Source organism: Buttiauxella sp. AC142, from assembly GCF_979253435.1.
Map to the genome: position 1 here is coordinate 3121415 of NZ_CEEDCH010000001.1, position 17237 is coordinate 3138651.

16 protein-coding genes are annotated in these 17237 nt (G+C 53.5%); 2 read left to right on the forward strand and 14 right to left on the reverse strand.

The genetic code is table 11. The annotated features are described in order from the left end of the window. The first annotated feature begins 17 nt into the window (after positions 1-17). A complete protein-coding gene (locus tag AC0IWZ_RS14535; RefSeq protein WP_425591308.1) occupies positions 18-176 on the forward strand; it encodes a hypothetical protein in 159 nt (52 codons plus the stop codon). Between the two features lie 206 nt (positions 177-382). Continuing rightward, complete coding sequence (locus AC0IWZ_RS14540; RefSeq protein WP_034497193.1) at positions 383-1669, forward strand: citrate synthase; 1287 nt, start codon at positions 383-385, stop codon at positions 1667-1669. A gap of 78 nt (positions 1670-1747) precedes the next feature. Here AC0IWZ_RS14540 and AC0IWZ_RS14545 read toward each other — a convergent pair whose 3' ends face one another. The 14 genes from AC0IWZ_RS14545 to nuoG all read right to left on the reverse strand — a co-directional run bounded on the left by AC0IWZ_RS14545 (position 1748) and on the right by nuoG (position 17223). Continuing rightward, positions 1748-2380 (reverse strand): hypothetical protein, encoded by a 633-nt coding sequence (locus tag AC0IWZ_RS14545; RefSeq protein WP_471679039.1) that lies wholly within the window; start codon positions 2378-2380, stop codon positions 1748-1750. Positions 2381-2472: 92 nt separating this feature from the next. Continuing rightward, a complete protein-coding gene (nei, locus tag AC0IWZ_RS14550) occupies positions 2473-3264 on the reverse strand; it encodes an endonuclease VIII (protein WP_034497199.1) in 792 nt (263 codons plus the stop codon). Positions 3265-3281: 17 nt separating this feature from the next. Next, complete coding sequence (pxpC, locus tag AC0IWZ_RS14555; RefSeq protein ID WP_471679038.1) at positions 3282-4214, reverse strand: 5-oxoprolinase subunit PxpC; 933 nt, start codon at positions 4212-4214, stop codon at positions 3282-3284. After that, positions 4208-4864 (reverse strand): 5-oxoprolinase subunit PxpB, encoded by a 657-nt coding sequence (gene pxpB / locus AC0IWZ_RS14560; protein WP_410373401.1) that lies wholly within the window; start codon positions 4862-4864, stop codon positions 4208-4210. The genes pxpC and pxpB overlap by 7 nt, the downstream gene beginning before the upstream one ends. A gap of 20 nt (positions 4865-4884) precedes the next feature. Continuing rightward, on the reverse strand, positions 4885-5628 hold the full coding sequence (locus AC0IWZ_RS14565; RefSeq protein ID WP_471679037.1) for a type 2 GTP cyclohydrolase I: 744 nt from the start codon (positions 5626-5628) through the stop codon (positions 4885-4887). A gap of 10 nt (positions 5629-5638) precedes the next feature. Continuing rightward, positions 5639-7057 carry a deoxyribodipyrimidine photo-lyase gene (gene phrB, locus AC0IWZ_RS14570; RefSeq protein WP_471679036.1) on the reverse strand — a complete coding sequence of 473 codons (1419 nt, stop codon included), beginning with the start codon at positions 7055-7057 and terminating at the stop codon, positions 5639-5641. 131 nt (positions 7058-7188) lie between these two features. Next, a complete protein-coding gene (gene nuoN / locus AC0IWZ_RS14575; RefSeq protein WP_034497210.1) occupies positions 7189-8646 on the reverse strand; it encodes an NADH-quinone oxidoreductase subunit NuoN in 1458 nt (485 codons plus the stop codon). Between the two features lie 6 nt (positions 8647-8652). Then, on the reverse strand, positions 8653-10182 hold the full coding sequence (nuoM, locus tag AC0IWZ_RS14580; RefSeq protein ID WP_034497211.1) for an NADH-quinone oxidoreductase subunit M: 1530 nt from the start codon (positions 10180-10182) through the stop codon (positions 8653-8655). Positions 10183-10261: 79 nt separating this feature from the next. Beyond that, positions 10262-12103 (reverse strand): NADH-quinone oxidoreductase subunit L, encoded by a 1842-nt coding sequence (nuoL, locus tag AC0IWZ_RS14585; RefSeq protein ID WP_034497214.1) that lies wholly within the window; start codon positions 12101-12103, stop codon positions 10262-10264. Then, positions 12100-12402, reverse strand: a complete 303-nt coding sequence (gene nuoK / locus AC0IWZ_RS14590) for an NADH-quinone oxidoreductase subunit NuoK (RefSeq protein WP_034458791.1) — start codon at positions 12400-12402, stop codon at positions 12100-12102. The genes nuoL and nuoK overlap by 4 nt, the downstream gene beginning before the upstream one ends. Continuing rightward, a complete protein-coding gene (gene nuoJ, locus AC0IWZ_RS14595; RefSeq protein WP_471679035.1) occupies positions 12399-12956 on the reverse strand; it encodes an NADH-quinone oxidoreductase subunit J in 558 nt (185 codons plus the stop codon). Before nuoJ ends, nuoK begins: the two co-directional genes overlap by 4 nt. Positions 12957-12968: 12 nt before the next feature. Next, entirely contained in the window at positions 12969-13511 is a 543-nt protein-coding gene (gene nuoI / locus AC0IWZ_RS14600; protein ID WP_034458795.1) for an NADH-quinone oxidoreductase subunit NuoI, read from the reverse strand. Positions 13512-13525: 14 nt separating this feature from the next. Then, positions 13526-14503, reverse strand: a complete 978-nt coding sequence (nuoH, locus tag AC0IWZ_RS14605; protein WP_154154551.1) for an NADH-quinone oxidoreductase subunit NuoH — start codon at positions 14501-14503, stop codon at positions 13526-13528. Then, complete coding sequence (gene nuoG, locus AC0IWZ_RS14610) at positions 14500-17223, reverse strand: NADH-quinone oxidoreductase subunit NuoG (protein ID WP_259266684.1); 2724 nt, start codon at positions 17221-17223, stop codon at positions 14500-14502. Before nuoG ends, nuoH begins: the two co-directional genes overlap by 4 nt. Positions 17224-17237: the final 14 nt, after the last annotated feature.

Here is a 17237-nt window from a genome sequence, read left to right on the forward strand (position 1 = left end):
AATTTTAATCATCTGATTTGACAAAACTTAAACATTCTTGTTACAAACAGAGCCAGAAAAGCCGTATAATTCGTAAAAGTTATAGGGTCTGCCTTTCACCTGAGAATAAGTTATGTAACAGTGTATCGGTATTGACCCAATCAATCAGGACAGTTATTAGTGGTATACAGGTTTGAATGATATGGACTGCTAACGCTCTGATTTGCTGATTTTTCGCCTGCGTGGCATATGTTACCTGCAAGCGCCCTTCGCTCTGTACCCTTGCTGTACACAATCAAAACAGAGCCACGAGCATATAAAAAAACGGGTAAGCGTCACGGTTGGTTTGAAAGCAAGTCGGGCATCCCGCAGTCTGATAAATTAGGCGCTAAGGAGACCGTAAATGGCTGATAAAAAAGCAACTCTCACCTACAATGGTGATGATGCTATCGAACTGGATGTGCTAAAGGGCACGCTCGGTCAGGATGTAATTGATATCCGTAGTCTTGGTTCTAAAGGTGTGTTTACTTTTGACCCGGGTTTCACCTCTACCGCATCATGCGAATCAAAAATCACCTTTATCGACGGTGATGAAGGCATCTTGTTGCACCGTGGTTTCCCGATCGATCAACTGGCAACCCATTCCAATTATCTCGAAGTCTGCTATATCCTGCTAAACGGTGAAAAGCCGACTCAGGAACAATACGAAGAATTCAAAACCACCGTTACCCGTCACACCATGATCCACGAACAAATCACCCGTTTGTTCCACGGTTTCCGTCGTGACTCTCACCCGATGGCTGTTATGTGCGGCGTGACCGGTGCGTTGGCAGCGTTTTACCATGACTCCATGGACGTGAATAACCCACGTCACCGCGAGATTGCAGCTTTCCGTCTGCTGTCCAAAATGCCAACCATGGCAGCGATGTGTTACAAATATTCCATCGGCCAGCCGTTCGTTTACCCACGTAACGACCTCTCTTACGCGGGCAATTTCCTGAATATGATGTTCTCCACACCGTGCGAAGAGTACGTGGTGAACCCAATTCTGGAGCGCGCAATGGACCGTATTCTGATCCTGCACGCCGACCACGAGCAAAACGCTTCAACCTCTACAGTGCGTACCGCCGGTTCTTCTGGTGCTAACCCGTTCGCCTGTATCGCAGCCGGTATCGCCTCCCTTTGGGGACCTGCGCACGGTGGTGCTAACGAAGCGGCACTGAAGATGCTCGAAGAAATCAGCAGCGTTGAACACATTCCTGAGTTCATCCGTCGTGCGAAAGACAAGAACGACTCTTTCCGCCTGATGGGCTTCGGCCACCGCGTCTACAAGAACTACGACCCGCGTGCCACTGTGATGCGTGAAACCTGCCATGAAGTGCTGAAAGAGCTGAATCTGAAAGATAACAGCCTGCTGGAAGTGGCGATGGAACTTGAGCACATTGCGCTTAACGACCCGTACTTCATCGAGAAGAAACTCTACCCGAACGTGGACTTCTACTCCGGTATCATCCTGAAAGCGATGGGAATTCCATCTTCCATGTTTACCGTTATCTTCGCGATGGCGCGTACCGTGGGCTGGATTGCACACTGGAACGAAATGCACGACGACGGCATCAAAATTGCCCGTCCACGTCAGCTGTACACCGGCTACGAACAGCGTGATTTCAAATCTGATTTGAAAAAATAAGTTCGTTACTGGAAAGTAAAAACGCGCCAAATGGCGCGTTTTTTTATATCTGAAACAGCTCCTGAACCCTGCGCATTGTTATGCCTGCGGCGTATCCGTCAGATTAGTGATGCTCACGCCCTGCGGTGTCGACGTTTGCGTCTCTGTCGGCGACTGAATGGTTGGCTTCAACTCGGTGACTTTCGGCGGTTCCTGTGTTTCCGGCGTTGCGACTGGCGCGGCGGGTGCTTCAGCCTGCGTCTGTTCGGTGGCGGCAGGCTCTTCAATTTGCTTCGGTATCATCGGAATGGGTTCTGCCGGAATCGATTCTGATTTCGGTTTCGGTACTGGAGTTGATGCACGGACGATAAATGTCGGTTTGCCGTTCGCCACAGAATAGGTCACATGGCTGATAACGTCGCTTGATGTCGACACTTCGACAGGCGCGATGGTCACACGACCAATCAGCGTCCGGGCATAGCCGCCGACTTTATGCTTGCCCTCAGGCAGTTGAACCTCGAGACTCTCACTCGTCCCCAGCTTACCGGCATCCTTGCTATCGACAGTCACGTAAATTGCAGTGCCATCGTCAGTTTTAGTCGGAATATGCGTCACTGTCACCCGCGAGGAGCCGAAATCGAAAACCGGAGCCTGGTCGGCTGTTTTCGATTTTGTGCATCCCGTGAGGGCTAAAACGGCTGCCATGGCAGTCAGGGCGAAACGATAACTCATAGTACAACGTCTTCCTTTAAGATTTTTTTGTGATCTGCGTCCCAATATACCCGATCTCTGCCCGATGAGATAAACGCAATCTTCAGGATTGTTTAATGCTGACAGCCCGGGCACCAATAAAATGGCCTGGAGGAAAGCATTGTTTTCTCGATGATGCCACCGCAGCGTTCGCACTTCTGCCCCGCCCGATGAAACACCTTAAAGCTAAAAATCACCCCATGATGCTTATTTTCATCGACATTCCCACGCGTATTGTAGGAATGTCGCGGAATATCCAGCAGTGCATGCGACAGTTTGTCGAGTTGCTCGGGGGTTAAATCCTGCGCTTTATGCTGCGCCAGCAACCCCACCGCCCAAAGAATTTCAACGCGCAGATAGTTTCCTAATCCTGCCAGAAATGCCTGATCCAACAGCAGACCGCTGAACTGCCGCTTGTGAAATCTCGTCGACAACAAACGCTCTTTCACCCGTTCAGCGCTCAGTGTGAGATCCAAAACATCCGGCCCGACGCGCAACAAAAATGGATGTTTCGCCAGGCCGTCTGCATCGAGCATTTCAATATCCGAAGCGCTATAGAGCAAAATGGCTTTATCGGCTGTCTGCAATTTCACGCGCAGTACTCGCGTGGTTTCCGGCATTTCCCCGGTGTTGACCACGCGCCACACGCCATAAAGCTGGTTGTGGCTATAAAGGGTTAAACCGGCAGAAAAATGCGTCAGTAACGCTTTACCGCGTGTTTCGATACGCTCAACTTTTTGGCCGACAAGTGCCTGTTCAAACGCTTTTAATTCAGGAAAGGCGAACCACGCCGCAGTTAAAGGTTTACCTAAAACCGCGGCTTCGAGTTTATCCGCCGCTCGTCGTATTTCCGGGCCTTCTGGCATCACATTATCCCTGAAAATCAGTCTTCGTTATTCAGCCGCCAGGCCAGTTGCTCGAGATAAATATGCTGCTCGCGACGCGCTTTCAGCGCTTCCTCAAGCGTGCATTGCACAAAATGCACGGGTTCGCCGAGTCGTATTTGCGCCAGGTTAAACATATCGGCTTCGATTACGCAGGCGATTCTCGGATAGCCGCCGGTTGTCTGAGCATCGTTCATCAGTACAATAGGCTGCCCGTTGTGCGGCACCTGAACCACACCGGGTAACAAGCCATGCGACAGCAACTCGCGGTCAGTGGTGCGCTCCAGGCGCTGCCCCTGTAAGCGATAGCCCATGCGGTTACTTTGCGGGCTTAACTGCCACGGCAGACGCCAGAATTCATCTTGCGAAGTTTGCGTAAATTCATGATATTCCGGCCCCGCCAGCGCCCGAATGCGATTGCCCCAGAGCAACTGTTTCACGCCCCGCGCTTCGCGGAAATGGCGTGTGGTAGGTAGCACAGGGATCTCATCGCCATCTTTCACCAAGCGTCCTTCAAGGCCACCCACTTGCGCTTTAAGATCGGTACTGTACGATCCCAGAACCTCAGGCACATCCAGACCCCCCGCAACAGCAAGATAACTTCGCATGCCACGCTCAGGGTTTTTGAGCTTCAGTTGCTGACCCGCTTTCACCGGTAAACGCCAGCCCGTCCACACCGCACGGCCATCCAACTCGGCATGGCAACCCGCACCGGTCAGGGCAAACCAGGTATCCTGAGTAAACTCAACGACGCAATGACCAAGCGTGATTTCCAGCGCCGCGCTTTCCGGCGCATTTCCTACCAACAAATTAGCGATTTGTAACGCTGATGCATCAAGCGCACCGCAGCGGCTCACGCCTAATTGACGATAGCCATAGCGCCCGGTGTCTTGCACTGACATGTGCATCCCGGCACGAATAATTTTCAGCACACGCCCTCCTTTTGAGGCACAAAGCGCACGGTATCACCCGGAGTTAATAATGTCGGTTTCTCTGCTGCCGGATTGAATAATTTCAACGACGTCTGACCGATAATCTGCCAACCGCCCGGCGTTGCCAGCGGGTAAATTCCGGTCTGACTGCCGCCAATTCCCACCGAACCGGCAGGAACCATCAAACGCGGTTCAGCGCGTCGTGGGGTGACAAGCGTGGGCGCAAGCCCTGCCAGGTACGCAAAACCAGGCTGGAAGCCGAGGAAATAGACCACGTAATCAACCGCCGCGTGTTGTTCGACCACCTGACTTACCGATAAACCGCAATGCCCGGCCACTTCTGCCAAATCTGGCCCGTGGTTGCCACCGTAAATTACCGGGATTTCCACGCAGCGCGAGGCGGGTATCATGGCTTCACTCTCTTCCCACCAGCGCTGGATGCGTTCAATGCCATCCAGCGCCAGGTTCTGCGGCTCACGTAATACGACGGTGATATTGTTCATCCCAGGGATGACTTCCGACACGGAAGGCGCTTCCAGCAATCGTTGGGTCAATCCCCAGATACGTTGCTGACTTTCCAATGATAATGGTGGCTCCAGTTCGAGAACCACTGCGCTTTCGCCTAATAGATAACAGCGTGCTCTTTGCACTTTTTCTCCTCGGTCTTGCGTTATGCCGGGTTCGGAATATCAATGAAGGTCACGTCTAAATCGGTTTCGCTGTTCAGCCAGTCGCTCAATGCCTGGATGCCGCCGCGTTCAGTGGCGTGATGGCCAGCCGCATAGAAATGCAGACCTTGTTCGCGCGCCGAATGAATAGTTTGTTCTGAAACTTCGCCGGTAATGAAAGCATCGACGCCAAAACGGGCCGCGCTATCAATAAAGCTCTGCCCGCCGCCCGTACACCAGGCCACGCGACGAATGTGTTCCGGGCCGGTATCGCCACACCATAGCGGTGTGCGCCCCAGACGCATTTCAATCCATGACGCCAGTTCAACGCCGGAAAGTGGCGTTGGGAACTCTCCCCAGGGCACCAGCGGCTCAATTTCACCTTTGGTTTCAATGCCCAGCAACGCACCAAGCTGCGCGTTATTACCGAGTTGCGGATGGGCATCAAGCGGCAGGTGCCAACCAAACAGATTGATATCGTTAGCCAGCAGCGCTTTGAGGCGATTACGTTTCATGCCGCGAATCACCGGCGGTTCGCCTTTCCAGAAATAACCATGGTGAACGATAATAGCGTCTGCCTGTTGGCGTATCGCCTCATCAATCAGCGCCTGGCTTGCGGTCACGCCGGTCACAATTTTGCGAATCTCTTCGCGCCCTTCAACCTGCAAACCATTCGGTGCGTAATCGCTTATCGCAGCACTGTTGAGCTTCTCGTTAATCAGACGTTCGAGTTCGCTATTTTTCATCTTCTTTCTCTCAAGATTTCCGGGCCGCTTCATAAGCGGCGAGTGTCGCGATACGTGCTTGTTTATGTTCAACAATGGGGCGTGGATAGTCCAGCTTCAATTGTTGTTTTTCTGCCCAAACCCAGGGCGTATGAATATATTTATCCGGCACATCACTCAGCTCAGGCAACCAGCGGCGGATAAATTCCCCTTGCGCATCAAAACGCTCCCCCTGTGTGGTCGGGTTGAAGATGCGAAAATAAGGTGCCGCGTCGGTGCCTGTGGAGGCTGCCCATTGCCAGCCGCCATTGTTTGCGGCGAGATCCCCATCAATCAGTTGTGACATAAAGTAGCGTTCACCACGCCGCCAGTCACACAATAAATCTTTGACCAGAAAACTCGCCACCACCATCCGTAAACGATTGTGCATCCAGCCTGTGGTGTTGAGCTGGCGCATAGCCGCATCCACAATCGGGAAACCTGTTTTCCCTTGCTGCCAGGCGATAAACTGCGATTCATCTTGTCGCCAGACAACGTTGTCTGTCCATGAGATAAATGGCTGATGGCGACAAAGTTTCGGATACGCCACCAGCAAATGGCGATAAAACTCACGCCAGATTAATTCGTTTAGCCAGATACTCCCACTTCCCCCCTCCAGCGCCTGGGGATGTTCTTTTAGCAGACGATGTAAACACTGGCGTGGGGACAACACACCCGTCGCCAGATACGCCGATAAGCGGCTGGTCCCGTCGATGGCGGGGAAATCCCGTTGTTGCTCGTAATCGGCAACCGGCTGGCGGCAAAACTGGCGCAGTTGGTTAATCGCCTGCTGTTCGCCGATGGGGAACAAACTTTCATCTATTGGCTGGCGGGAATAATCAAATTCGCGGAGTATTTCTGGCTCAGGCAATGTGATTTCACGTGCTTTCGGCGCCGGAACACATTCCGGTAAACCTTCGTGCAAGCGTTTGATAAACGCTTTGCTAAAAGGTGTGAAGACTTTGTACATCTCGTGATTGCCCGTTGTGACGCTGCCGGGCGGCAGTAATACGCTGTCATCAAAACCCTGACAAACCACATCCCGACCCAGCGCCTTCTCAACCGCTGCATCACGCTGGCGTTCATTAAGTTCGTATTGATAGTTATAAAACAGGGCGTCGATGTGTTGCTGTTCGCAGAAACTCTTCAGGTATTCAGCGCAGGCATTAAAATCAGCCACTTCATGAACCCGCAACTCAATACCGCGCTGGGCAAGTGCGTGAGACAAACTTTGCACGTGTTGCCAGATAAACTCGGCCTGACGCGGCGCCATATCGTGCTGCCGCCATTGCCCTGGCGTGGCGATAAAAAGACCAACGACACGAGCGTGGGGATCACGACATGCGGCTGCTAAAGCCAGGTTATCATTTACCCGTAGATCATTGCGAAACCAGACCAGATGCGTGGTCATAAAACTCCATATTTAATTACCTGGCGCAAGATATGCTTCCGCACGTTTGAAAATGCTCGCTTAAGTGTAGCAAGCCCATAAAACAAAAAGGGCCACCCTGTTGGGCAGCCCTTTCACAGGTCGGGTTGGAACTACATCATCGGTGTCGCCATACGCACTAGCGTAATCAGCGGTTGCGGGTAAACACCCAGCAACAACACCAGCACGGCAGAGATCAGCACGACAACGCCGCCCGCAGTAAATGCCCAGTTTGTTGGCGCATCACGGCCTGGCTGTTGCGGTGCATTCAGGTACAAACTCACCGTCACACGCAGATAGTAGTAAAGACCAATCGCACTACCCAGTACCACAGCACCGGTCAGCCACCACAGGTGAGACTGCACACCGACGGCGATGATGTAGAACTTACCGATGAAGCCCAGGGTCATTGGGATACCCGCCAGAGACAACATCATCACGGTCATCACCGCAGACAGAATCGGCTTGTGCCAGAACAGACCACGATAGGAGTACAGCGAATCAGCATCCGGACCACGGTACGGGCTGGACATCAGGCTGACAACACCGAACGCGCCGAGGCTGCTGAACAGATAACCGGCCAGATACACACCAACGGATTCCATCGACATATCGCCGCTTTGCAGCGCAATCAGTGCCACCAGCAGATAACCCAGGTGCGCGATAGACGAATAACCCAGCAGGCGTTTAATATTGGTCTGGCTCAACGCCATCAGGTTACCAACGATGATAGATGCGAAGGCGATAATCCCCAGCACCACACGCACTGCTTCGCTATCGCCGACTGGCGCATAGAGGAACAGACGCATCACCACACCAAAGATGGCGATTTTGCTGGCGGTTGCCAGGAAAGTGGAAACCGGAGCTGGCGCGCCCTGGTAAACATCTGGTGTCCACAGGTGGAATGGAACCAGTGACAGTTTAAAGCCAAGTCCAACAATCATCAGACCCAGACCCGCCAGCAGCAGCGGTTCATGCAGCATGTTATCGGCGAGGCTCTTACCGAGGCTCACAAACGACAGGTCGCCAGATTCCGCATACACCAGCGCCATACCGAACAGCAGGAATGAAGACGCTGCGGCAGACAGAATAGTGTATTTGATACTGGCTTCCAGCGAACGTTTCTGGCGGAAAGCGTAACCAATCAAACCGAACAGCGGCAGAGAAATCAGCTCGATACCGAGGAACAACGCTGCCAGGTGATTTGCGTTAGCCAGCAGAATACCGCCGAGAGCAGCAATCAATACCAGTAAGTAAAACTCTTCGCGGTTGTCGGTATAACCTTGCAACCACGGATAAGCAAACGTACAAGTCGCAAGGCTCGCCAGCAAAACCAAACCGGTGTAAAGCATCGCATAGCCATCAACGCGCATCAGCGGCGTGACGTCCATTGCGCCAGCCTGGCCGACAAACCACAGTGAAACGAGTGCGGCGTTCAGGCCGATTACTGCCAGTGTTGCATTGACAAAATGGTCGCGTCGCCACGCTATGGAGAGCATCACAACCACCACCGTCAATCCGACGACGAGCAGCGGTAGCAGCGCGATCAATTGTTGAGGAGTTATAGTCATGGCGAATTACGGCCTTGTAGTTGGAATTGAACTGGTAAACCACTGCTGAATATTGCTCATCGCGGAATGCGAAGTATCCAGAATTGGCTGCGGGTAGAAGCCCAACAGGACTAACAACACCACCAGCAACAGGATGATAAAGAACTCGCGCAGCGACATGCCTGCCAGTTGTTTATCACTGATTTCACTTTTCGCTTTACCGAAGTAAGCACGATGAATCATCGCCAGAGAATATACCGAGGCAAAGACCAGACCGAAGGTCGAGATAATCGTAATCATTGGCACGACACGGTAGCTGCCGAACAGAATCATAAATTCGCCAACGAAGTTACCGGTACCCGGCATACCCAGCGTTGCCACTGCAAAGAACAGCGACAGACCTGGCAGCCATTTAATTTTGTTCCACAGACCACCCATCAGACGCATATCACGAGTGTGCAGACGCTCGTAAATCTGACCACAGATGATGAACATACCGGCCGCAGAAAGACCGTGCGCAATCATCTGAATCACCGCACCCTGGTAAGCCAGTTGGCTGCCGGTATAAATGGCAATCAACACGAAGCCCATGTGGGAAACGGAGGTATAAGCAATCAGGCGTTTGATATCGGTTTGTGCGAAGGCCATCCACGCGCCGTAGAAAATACCGATAACACCCAGCCACATCGCGATAGGTGCAAATTCAGCAGACGCTTCCGGGAACAGCGGCAGTGCGAAACGCAGCAGACCGTAGGCCGCGGTTTTCAGCAAGATACCTGCGAGGTCAACAGAACCCGCCGTCGGTGCCTGGGAGTGCGCATCGGGTAACCAACCGTGCAATGGAACCACTGGCATTTTCACCGCAAACGCAATGAAGAAGCCCAGCATCAGCAACCATTGAACGCTGCTGGACATTTCAGTGTGCAGCAATTGCTCGTAGTTAAATGTCCAGACGCCGGTTGAGTTGTAATGCACGAACACCAGACCAAGAATGGCAATCAACATCACCAGGCCGCTTGCCTGGGTGTAGATGAAGAACTTGGTCGCAGCGGTGATACGCGTCTTCCCGTCGGAGGCTTTGTGGCCCCACAGTGCAATCAGGAAGTACATCGGCACCAGCATCATTTCCCAGAAGAAGAAGAACAGGAACATGTCGATGGCAAGGAACACGCCGATAACGCCACCGAGGATCCACATCAGGTTGAGGTGGAAAAAGCCCTGATATTTTTCGATTTCATTCCAGGAACAGAGTACCGCCAGCACGCCGAGCAGACCGGTTAGGACCACCATCAGCAATGACAGGCCATCCAACGCCAGATGGATTTCAATCCCAAAGCGTGGGATCCACGGCAAAACAAATTCAGACTGCCACTGCGGCAAACCTGCGGATTGCGTCAGTGTGTAGCCACCGGCTAACCACAGTTGCAAAGAGAGAGCCAGTGTCAGTCCCATCGTTACCAGCGCGATCCAACGCGGCACTTTTACGCCGAAACGTTCAGTCTGCCAGCAGAAGAAGCCGCCAATAAAGGGGATGAGTATCAGCCAGGGTAATAGCATGGCATTTGTGTCCCTAAGTCAAAATAAACCAAAACATCACTCACATTCCCTCCCCTTATTCAGAGGAGGGAGCGTTGAATTAGCGCAAGACCAGCAGCAAGCCCAGAACAACCACCGCGCCGATACTCATTGATGCCACATACCAGCGAAGATAACCGTTCTCGCTCACCAACAGGCCGCGACCTGCAAAGCGGGAAAGAACTGCCGGAATGTTCATCAGTGAATTCAGCGGATCGCTCTTAATCAACCAGGCGATACCGAGGAATGGCTTAACGAAGACTTTGTCATACAGCCAATCGAAGCCCCAGGCATGGAACCACCAGGTACCGAAGAAGCGGCCCGGTGCGCTGTTAGCAATGGAGGTCACCAGAGTGCGTTTACCCAGCCACAGCCATGCTGCAATCAGAATGCCCGCGATGGCGACCACACCAGAAGTGATCTCCAGCGTCAGCACGCTACCGTGCGCAAGCTCTGTGGTTGCTGGCAGGACGCCCGCTAATGGCGGAACAATCATTGCCCCCACGAAAGTGGACAACACCAGCAGCACAATCAGCGGCAGGTGGTGAGTGATGCCTTTAAGCGCATGCGCGTGAATCTGCTCTTTACCGTGGAAGACGATGAAGATCATACGGAAGGTATACAGCGAGGTCATAAACGCACCGACCAGACCTGCAACCATTAGGTTCACATGACCATTCGCCATCGCACCGGCCAGAATCTCATCTTTACTGAAGAAGCCCGCAGTAATGAGTGGCAACGCAGACAACGCGGCACCGCCGACCAGGAAGCAGATATACACCAGCGGAATGGACTTACGCAGGCCACCCATTTTGAAGATGTTTTGTTCGTGGTGGCAGGCAAGAATCACCGAACCGGATGACAGGAACAGCAACGCTTTGAAGAAAGCGTGCGTCATCAGGTGGAAAATCGCCGCATCCCACGCTTGTACGCCCAGCGCCAGGAACATGTAGCCAATCTGGCTCATGGTCGAGTAGGCGAGCACACGTTTGATATCGGTTTGCACCAGTGCCGCAAAGCCTGCCATCACCAGCGTCACCGCACCTACGATACCCACTAAATGCAGCACTTCTGGCGTTAACAGGAACAGGCCGTGAGTACGAGCAATCAGGTAGACACCAGCGGTAACCATGGTGGCCGCGTGGATCAGCGCTGAAACCGGCGTTGGGCCAGCCATCGCATCAGCAAGCCAGGTCTGTAAAGGCAACTGCGCAGATTTACCTACCGCGCCACCTAACAGCATCAGAGTTGCCCACATCAGCATTTGGTTGCCAGCCGCAAAGTGCTGCGGTGCCAGTTCAACCATTTCGCGGAAGTTCAGCGTGCCCAGTTCGTTGTAAAGAATGAACAGTGCGAAAGCGAGGAACACGTCGCCCACGCGAGTCACAACGAATGCTTTCATGGCCGCCGCGCCGTTCTTCGGATCGGTGTAGTAGAAACCAATCAGCAGATACGAGCACAGACCCACGCCTTCCCAACCGAGATACATCAGCAGCAAGTTATCGCCAAGCACCAGAACGACCATGCTTGCAATAAACAAGTTGGTGTAGGCGAAGAAGCGGGAGTAGCCCTCTTCCCCACGCATATACCAGGAGGCGTACATGTGGATCAAGAAGCCAACGCCTGTGACCACAGAAAGCATGGTCAGCGACAAACCGTCGAGGATCAGATTAAAGCCGATATTGAAATCGCCGACTGACATCCAGGTCCATAATGGCTGGGTAAACGCTTCTCTTCCGTTGTTAAAGAAATCAACCCCAACAATCGCGGTGACTAACGCCGCAAGGCCGATTGAGCCAACCCCAACCGTGGCAGAAAGGTTTTCTGACCAGCGGCCACGAGAGAACGCCAACAATAAAAAGCCAATAAAAGGCAAAAGAATGGTTAACCAGAGAAGGTTCATCCACGCATCTCACTTACTGAATCGATATTCAGGCTCTGGCGACGACGATGGAGCTGCAATAACAGCGCGAGGCCAATACTGGCTTCGGCGGCAGCTAAGCTAATCGCGAGAATATACATCACCTGGCCGTCAGCCTGGCCCCAATAACTCCCGGCGACCACGAACGCAAGCGCCGCGGCGTTGATCATCACTTCCAGGCTAATCAACATGAAAAGCAGGTTGCGACGAATCACCAGGCCAGTCAGCCCAAGAACGAACAAAATGGCAGCAAGGATTAGTCCATGTTGCAGCGGAATCATACGTGCTCCTCCGTTTTTCTTTTAGCAGCCGCGTCAGCCTGACGATTGCTCAGCACTTCACCAGGGCGGTCTTCACGACCCAGGTGGAAGGCCACAACCAGACCCGCTAACAACAGCATTGAGGCTAATTCCACTGCCAGAACGTACGGTCCGAACAGCGCGATACCTACCGCTTTTGCACTCACTGAGGTGCCGTCGATACCCTGGTCATTCAGACCGAGAATCGCGTAAACCAGCACCGCCAACAGTACGGCAGACAAAATACCAGGGCCAATCCACAACTGCGGCTTCAGCCACTGGCGCTCCTGTTCTACAACCGCGCCGCCGAGGTTTAGCATCATGACCACAAAGACGAACAGCACCATGATGGCACCGGCGTAAACGATGATCTCAAGCGCTGCGGCAAAGTACGCCCCCAGGGAGAAGAACACCCCGGAGATCGCCAGCAGTGAGATAATCAGATACAGCAAGGCATGCACCGGGTTGGTATGCGTGATCACCCGTAAGGTGGTCCCCACCGCGATGATTGCGCAAATATAAAAAGCGAATTCCATTGCCTTGCTCCTTTAAGGTAATAGGCCTTTGACGTCGATAGGCTTGGCTTCGTTTTCCGCTTCGCCCTTATCTTTGCCGTCGATTGCCATACCTGCCATCCGGTAGAAGTTATATTCCGGGTATTTGCCCGGACCGGAGATCAGCAGGTCCTCTTTTTCGTACACCAAATCCTGGCGCTTAAACTCACCCAGCTCGAAGTCTGGAGTCAGCTGAATCGCGGTGGTTGGGCACGCTTCTTCGCACAGGCCACAGAAGATGCAGCGCGAGAAGTTGATGCGGAAGAATTCTGGGTACCAGCGGCCATCTTTTGTTTCTGCTTTTTGCAAAGAGATACAGGCTACCGGGCAGGCTACCGCACACAGGTTACAGGCTACGCAACGCTCGGAGCCGTCCGGATCGCGCGTCAGCACGATGCGGCCACGGTAGCGCGGCGGTAAATAGACTGGCTCTTCCGGATACATCTGCGTTTCACGTTTGGCAAACGCGTGCAGACCGATCATCCAGATACTGCGTACCTGGGTGCCGAAACCAACCGCTAACTCTTTCAATGTCATGGTTTTTTCACCCCTTATGGTGCCTGATAGAGAATGACCGCGGCGGTCACCAGCAGATTGATCAGCGTCAGCGGCAGGCAAACTTTCCAGCCAAATGACATCACCTGGTCATAACGCGGACGAGGCAAAGATGCACGGATCAAAATGAACATCATCATGAAGAACGCGGTTTTCAGCGCGAACCAGATGAATGGTGGTAACCACGGGCCATGCCAGCCACCAAAGAACAGGGTGACGATCAGGGCTGAAACGGTAACGATGCCGATGTACTCACCCACGAAGAACAGGCCGAACTTCATGCCTGAATATTCGATGTGGTAACCATCTGCCAGTTCTTGCTCCGCTTCCGGTTGGTCAAACGGGTGACGGTGGCATACCGCAACGCCTGCGATGGCGAAGGTCACAAAGCCAAAGAACTGCGGGATGACGTTCCACAAATTAGCTTGGTTATCAACGATATCGCCCATATTGAACGAACCCGCTTGCGCCACAACGCCCATCAGGGAAAGACCGAGGAACACTTCGTAGCTCAGTGTCTGCGCAGAAGCACGCATTGCGCCCAACAGTGAGTATTTGTTGTTACTTGACCAGCCAGCGAACAGCACCGCATAAACCGCGAGGCCTGCCAGCATCAGGAAGAACAAAATACCAATGTTCAGGTCGGCAACCACCCAGTTCGGGCTGACCGGCACAATCGCAAAGGCCAGCAGCATCGAGGTGAAGGCAATCATCGGTGCCAGGGTAAAGATTACACGGTCCGCAAAGCGCGGGGTCCAGTCTTCTTTAAAGAACATCTTGATCATATCCGCGACTAACTGGAGCGAGCCGCCCCAGCCAACACGGTTCGGTCCGTAACGGTTCTGGAACAGGCCCAGCAAACGACGTTCACCAAAGCTCATGAACGCGCCGCAAGTCACGACTACCAGCAGGATTACGACCGCTTTAAGAATGCTCAGCAGAATGTCGATAACATCCGGTGTTAACCAACTCATTGGCCAGCCTCCTGGAGATTTTCAAGACGAGCACCCGCCAGTACCGGAGCAATGCCTGGCATCCCCATCGGTAAACCAACCTGCCCTGCTGCCAGACCTTCGGAAAGTTGCAGCGGCAGACTCAACGTCTGGCCTTCGTAACTAAACGAAATCAGGCTTCCCGCATTCACGCCCAGTTTTGCAGCGTCTGCCGGATTGAGCTTGATATACGGCTCGGCCATGCGGCTCTGGAATATCGGAGATCGCTGGGACATTTCATCGCTGCCAAACAGATGGTAGTAAGGCGCGATACGCCATTTCCCTTCTTCGGCATGGAAGATTTCCGGCACGTCGGTGAAGTAATCAATCCCTGTTTCGGACGCTTCAATCAGACGTACACCCGGGTCACCATGACGCAGTTTGCCACCCACTTCGGCCTGGAATTTGTTCCATGCCTGCGGTGAGTTCCAGCCTGGCGCCCACGCAAATGGAATTTGCTGGCGGTTAGCCGACGGGCTGTTGTTCCCTTCCATAGAGAAAGCAAACATGGTGTCTTTATCCTGCGGCTGGCGCGGTTCATGCACGCTGATGTTCGCGCGCATCGCCGTACGGCCACTAGAGCGGATTGGAGAGCGCGACAGTTTCTGACCACGAATACGGAAGCTGGCATCTGGTGCCGCATCTTTAATTCCGGCCAGTTGTGGCAGCGCTTTCACGCACGCGTCGATAACGTGGTCGAGTTGCGTCCAGTCCACTTCACGGCTTTGAACCGTGCTGTGAAGAGAGTGCAACCAGCGCCAGCTTTCGAGCATCACCACTGAATGGTCGTAGTAAGACGGGTCATAAACCTGGAAGAAACGCTGTGCGCGGCCTTCGTTGTTAATCACTGTTCCGTCGCTTTCAGCAAAGCTTGCGGTGGACAGCACCAGGTGGGCTTTGTCCATAATCGCCGTGCGTTGATGGTCAATAACCATCACCAACGGAGCTTTGCTCAGTGCTGCGTCAACACGCGCCGCAGAAGCATGACGATGCAGATCGTTTTCCAGCACCACGACCGCATCGGCCGCACCGCTTTCCAGTTCACTTAATGCTTCTTCCAGCGAGCCGCCGCCAATCATGCCGAGGCCTAAGCTGTTAACCGCGCGAGCGACCATAGTGATACCGACATCGGCACCACGGCCTTTCAGTGCTTTAGCCACGTTGGCTGCCGCCTGAATCACCGCTTCGCTACCGGCGTTAGTACCGGATACAATCAATGGTTTTTTCGCACCCGCCAGCGCTTGCACGATAACGTCGACTTTGTTTTTCAGGTCGCGATCCAATTCAACTGCTGGAGAACTGCTGTCCAGCGCGTTGGCGATTGCGAAGCCCAGACGCGCCTGATCTTCAACCGGCGCACGGTAAGTCCACGCGGCGATGTCGTCCAGACGAGTGCTGTCGATGTTGGTGACAAACAGTGGATGTTTGGCGTGCTGGCCGATGTTCAGGATTGCGGCAATCTGCCAGTCAGCCACTTTCTGCGCTGCTGCCATTTCACGCGCTTTGCCTTTGACGGCCTGACGCACAGCCAGCGCAACACGCGCACCGGTTTGGGTAATGTCTTCGCCCAGCACCAGAACCGCATCGTAAGATTCGATTTCACGCAGTGCCGGAGTATGAATGCCGCTCTCTTGCAGCACTTTGAGCATCAGTTGCAGACGTGCTTGTTCACCGGTTGCGATACCGGTGTAGAAGTTGTCCGCACCGACCAACTCGCGCAGCGCAAAGTTGCTTTCTACGCTGGCACGTGGGGATCCAATACCGATCACTTTCTTCGACTGGCGCAGAATATCTGCCGCGCCCTGCATCGCTTGTTCAGCGTTCAGGGTGATCAGATCGTCGCCACGACGCTGGATCGGCTGACGTGGACGATCCTTCAGGTTGACGTAGCCATAACCGAAGCGGCCACGGTCACACAAGAAGTAGTGGTTCACGGTACCGTTATAGCGGTTTTCGATACGACGCAATTCACCATAGCGCTCACCAGGGCTTGTGTTACAGCCGATGCTGCACTGCTGGCAAATGCTCGGTGCGAACTGCATATCCCACTTACGGTTATAGCGCTCGGAGTGAGTTTTGTCCGTGAACACGCCGGTCGGGCAGATTTCTACCAGGTTGCCGGAGAATTCGCTCTCAAGCGTGCCGTCTTCCGGGCGACCGAAGTAGACGTTATCGTGCGCGCCATAAACACCCAGGTCGGTGCCGTCAGCGTAATCTTTGTAATAACGTACGCAGCGGTAACAGGCGATACAGCGGTTCATTTCGTGAGAGATGAACGGGCCGAGATCCTGATTACGGTGAGTACGTTTGGTGAAGCGATAGCGGCGGAAGCTATGACCGGTCATGACCGTCATATCCTGCAAGTGGCAGTTGCCGCCTTCTTCACAAACCGGGCAATCGTGCGGGTGGTTGGTCATCAACCATTCCACAACGCTTTCACGGAATTCTTTTGCTTCACCGTCATCAATAGAGATGAACGTGCCGTCCGAGGCCGGTGTCATACAAGACATCACCAGGCGGCCACGAAGATCTTCTGCGTTCTGATATTGCTTCACCGCGCACTGGCGGCAAGCACCGACGCTGCCTAGCGCCGGGTGCCAGCAAAAATAAGGAATATCGAGGCCGAGTGACAGACATGCTTGTAGCAGGTTGTCTGACCCGTTTACCTCATATTCTTTGCCGTCTACATGAATCGTAGCCATAGTCAGCATGCTTC

Coding starts and splice junctions, on each gene's coding strand:
- AC0IWZ_RS14540 (WP_034497193.1), top strand. CDS start 383: ATGGCTGATAAAAAAGCAACTCTCACCTACAATGGTGATGATGCTATC.
- AC0IWZ_RS14545 (WP_471679039.1), bottom strand. CDS start 2,380: ATGAGTTATCGTTTCGCCCTGACTGCCATGGCAGCCGTTTTAGCCCTC.
- nei (WP_034497199.1), bottom strand. CDS start 3,264: ATGCCAGAAGGCCCGGAAATACGACGAGCGGCGGATAAACTCGAAGCC.
- AC0IWZ_RS14565 (WP_471679037.1), bottom strand. CDS start 5,628: ATGAAAAATAGCGAACTCGAACGTCTGATTAACGAGAAGCTCAACAGT.
- phrB (WP_471679036.1), bottom strand. CDS start 7,057: ATGACCACGCATCTGGTCTGGTTTCGCAATGATCTACGGGTAAATGAT.
- nuoN (WP_034497210.1), bottom strand. CDS start 8,646: ATGACTATAACTCCTCAACAATTGATCGCGCTGCTACCGCTGCTCGTC.
- nuoM (WP_034497211.1), bottom strand. CDS start 10,182: ATGCTATTACCCTGGCTGATACTCATCCCCTTTATTGGCGGCTTCTTC.
- nuoL (WP_034497214.1), bottom strand. CDS start 12,103: ATGAACCTTCTCTGGTTAACCATTCTTTTGCCTTTTATTGGCTTTTTA.
- nuoK (WP_034458791.1), bottom strand. CDS start 12,402: ATGATTCCGCTGCAACATGGACTAATCCTTGCTGCCATTTTGTTCGTT.
- nuoJ (WP_471679035.1), bottom strand. CDS start 12,956: ATGGAATTCGCTTTTTATATTTGCGCAATCATCGCGGTGGGGACCACC.
- nuoI (WP_034458795.1), bottom strand. CDS start 13,511: ATGACATTGAAAGAGTTAGCGGTTGGTTTCGGCACCCAGGTACGCAGT.
- nuoH (WP_154154551.1), bottom strand. CDS start 14,503: ATGAGTTGGTTAACACCGGATGTTATCGACATTCTGCTGAGCATTCTT.
- nuoG (WP_259266684.1), bottom strand. CDS start 17,223: ATGGCTACGATTCATGTAGACGGCAAAGAATATGAGGTAAACGGGTCA.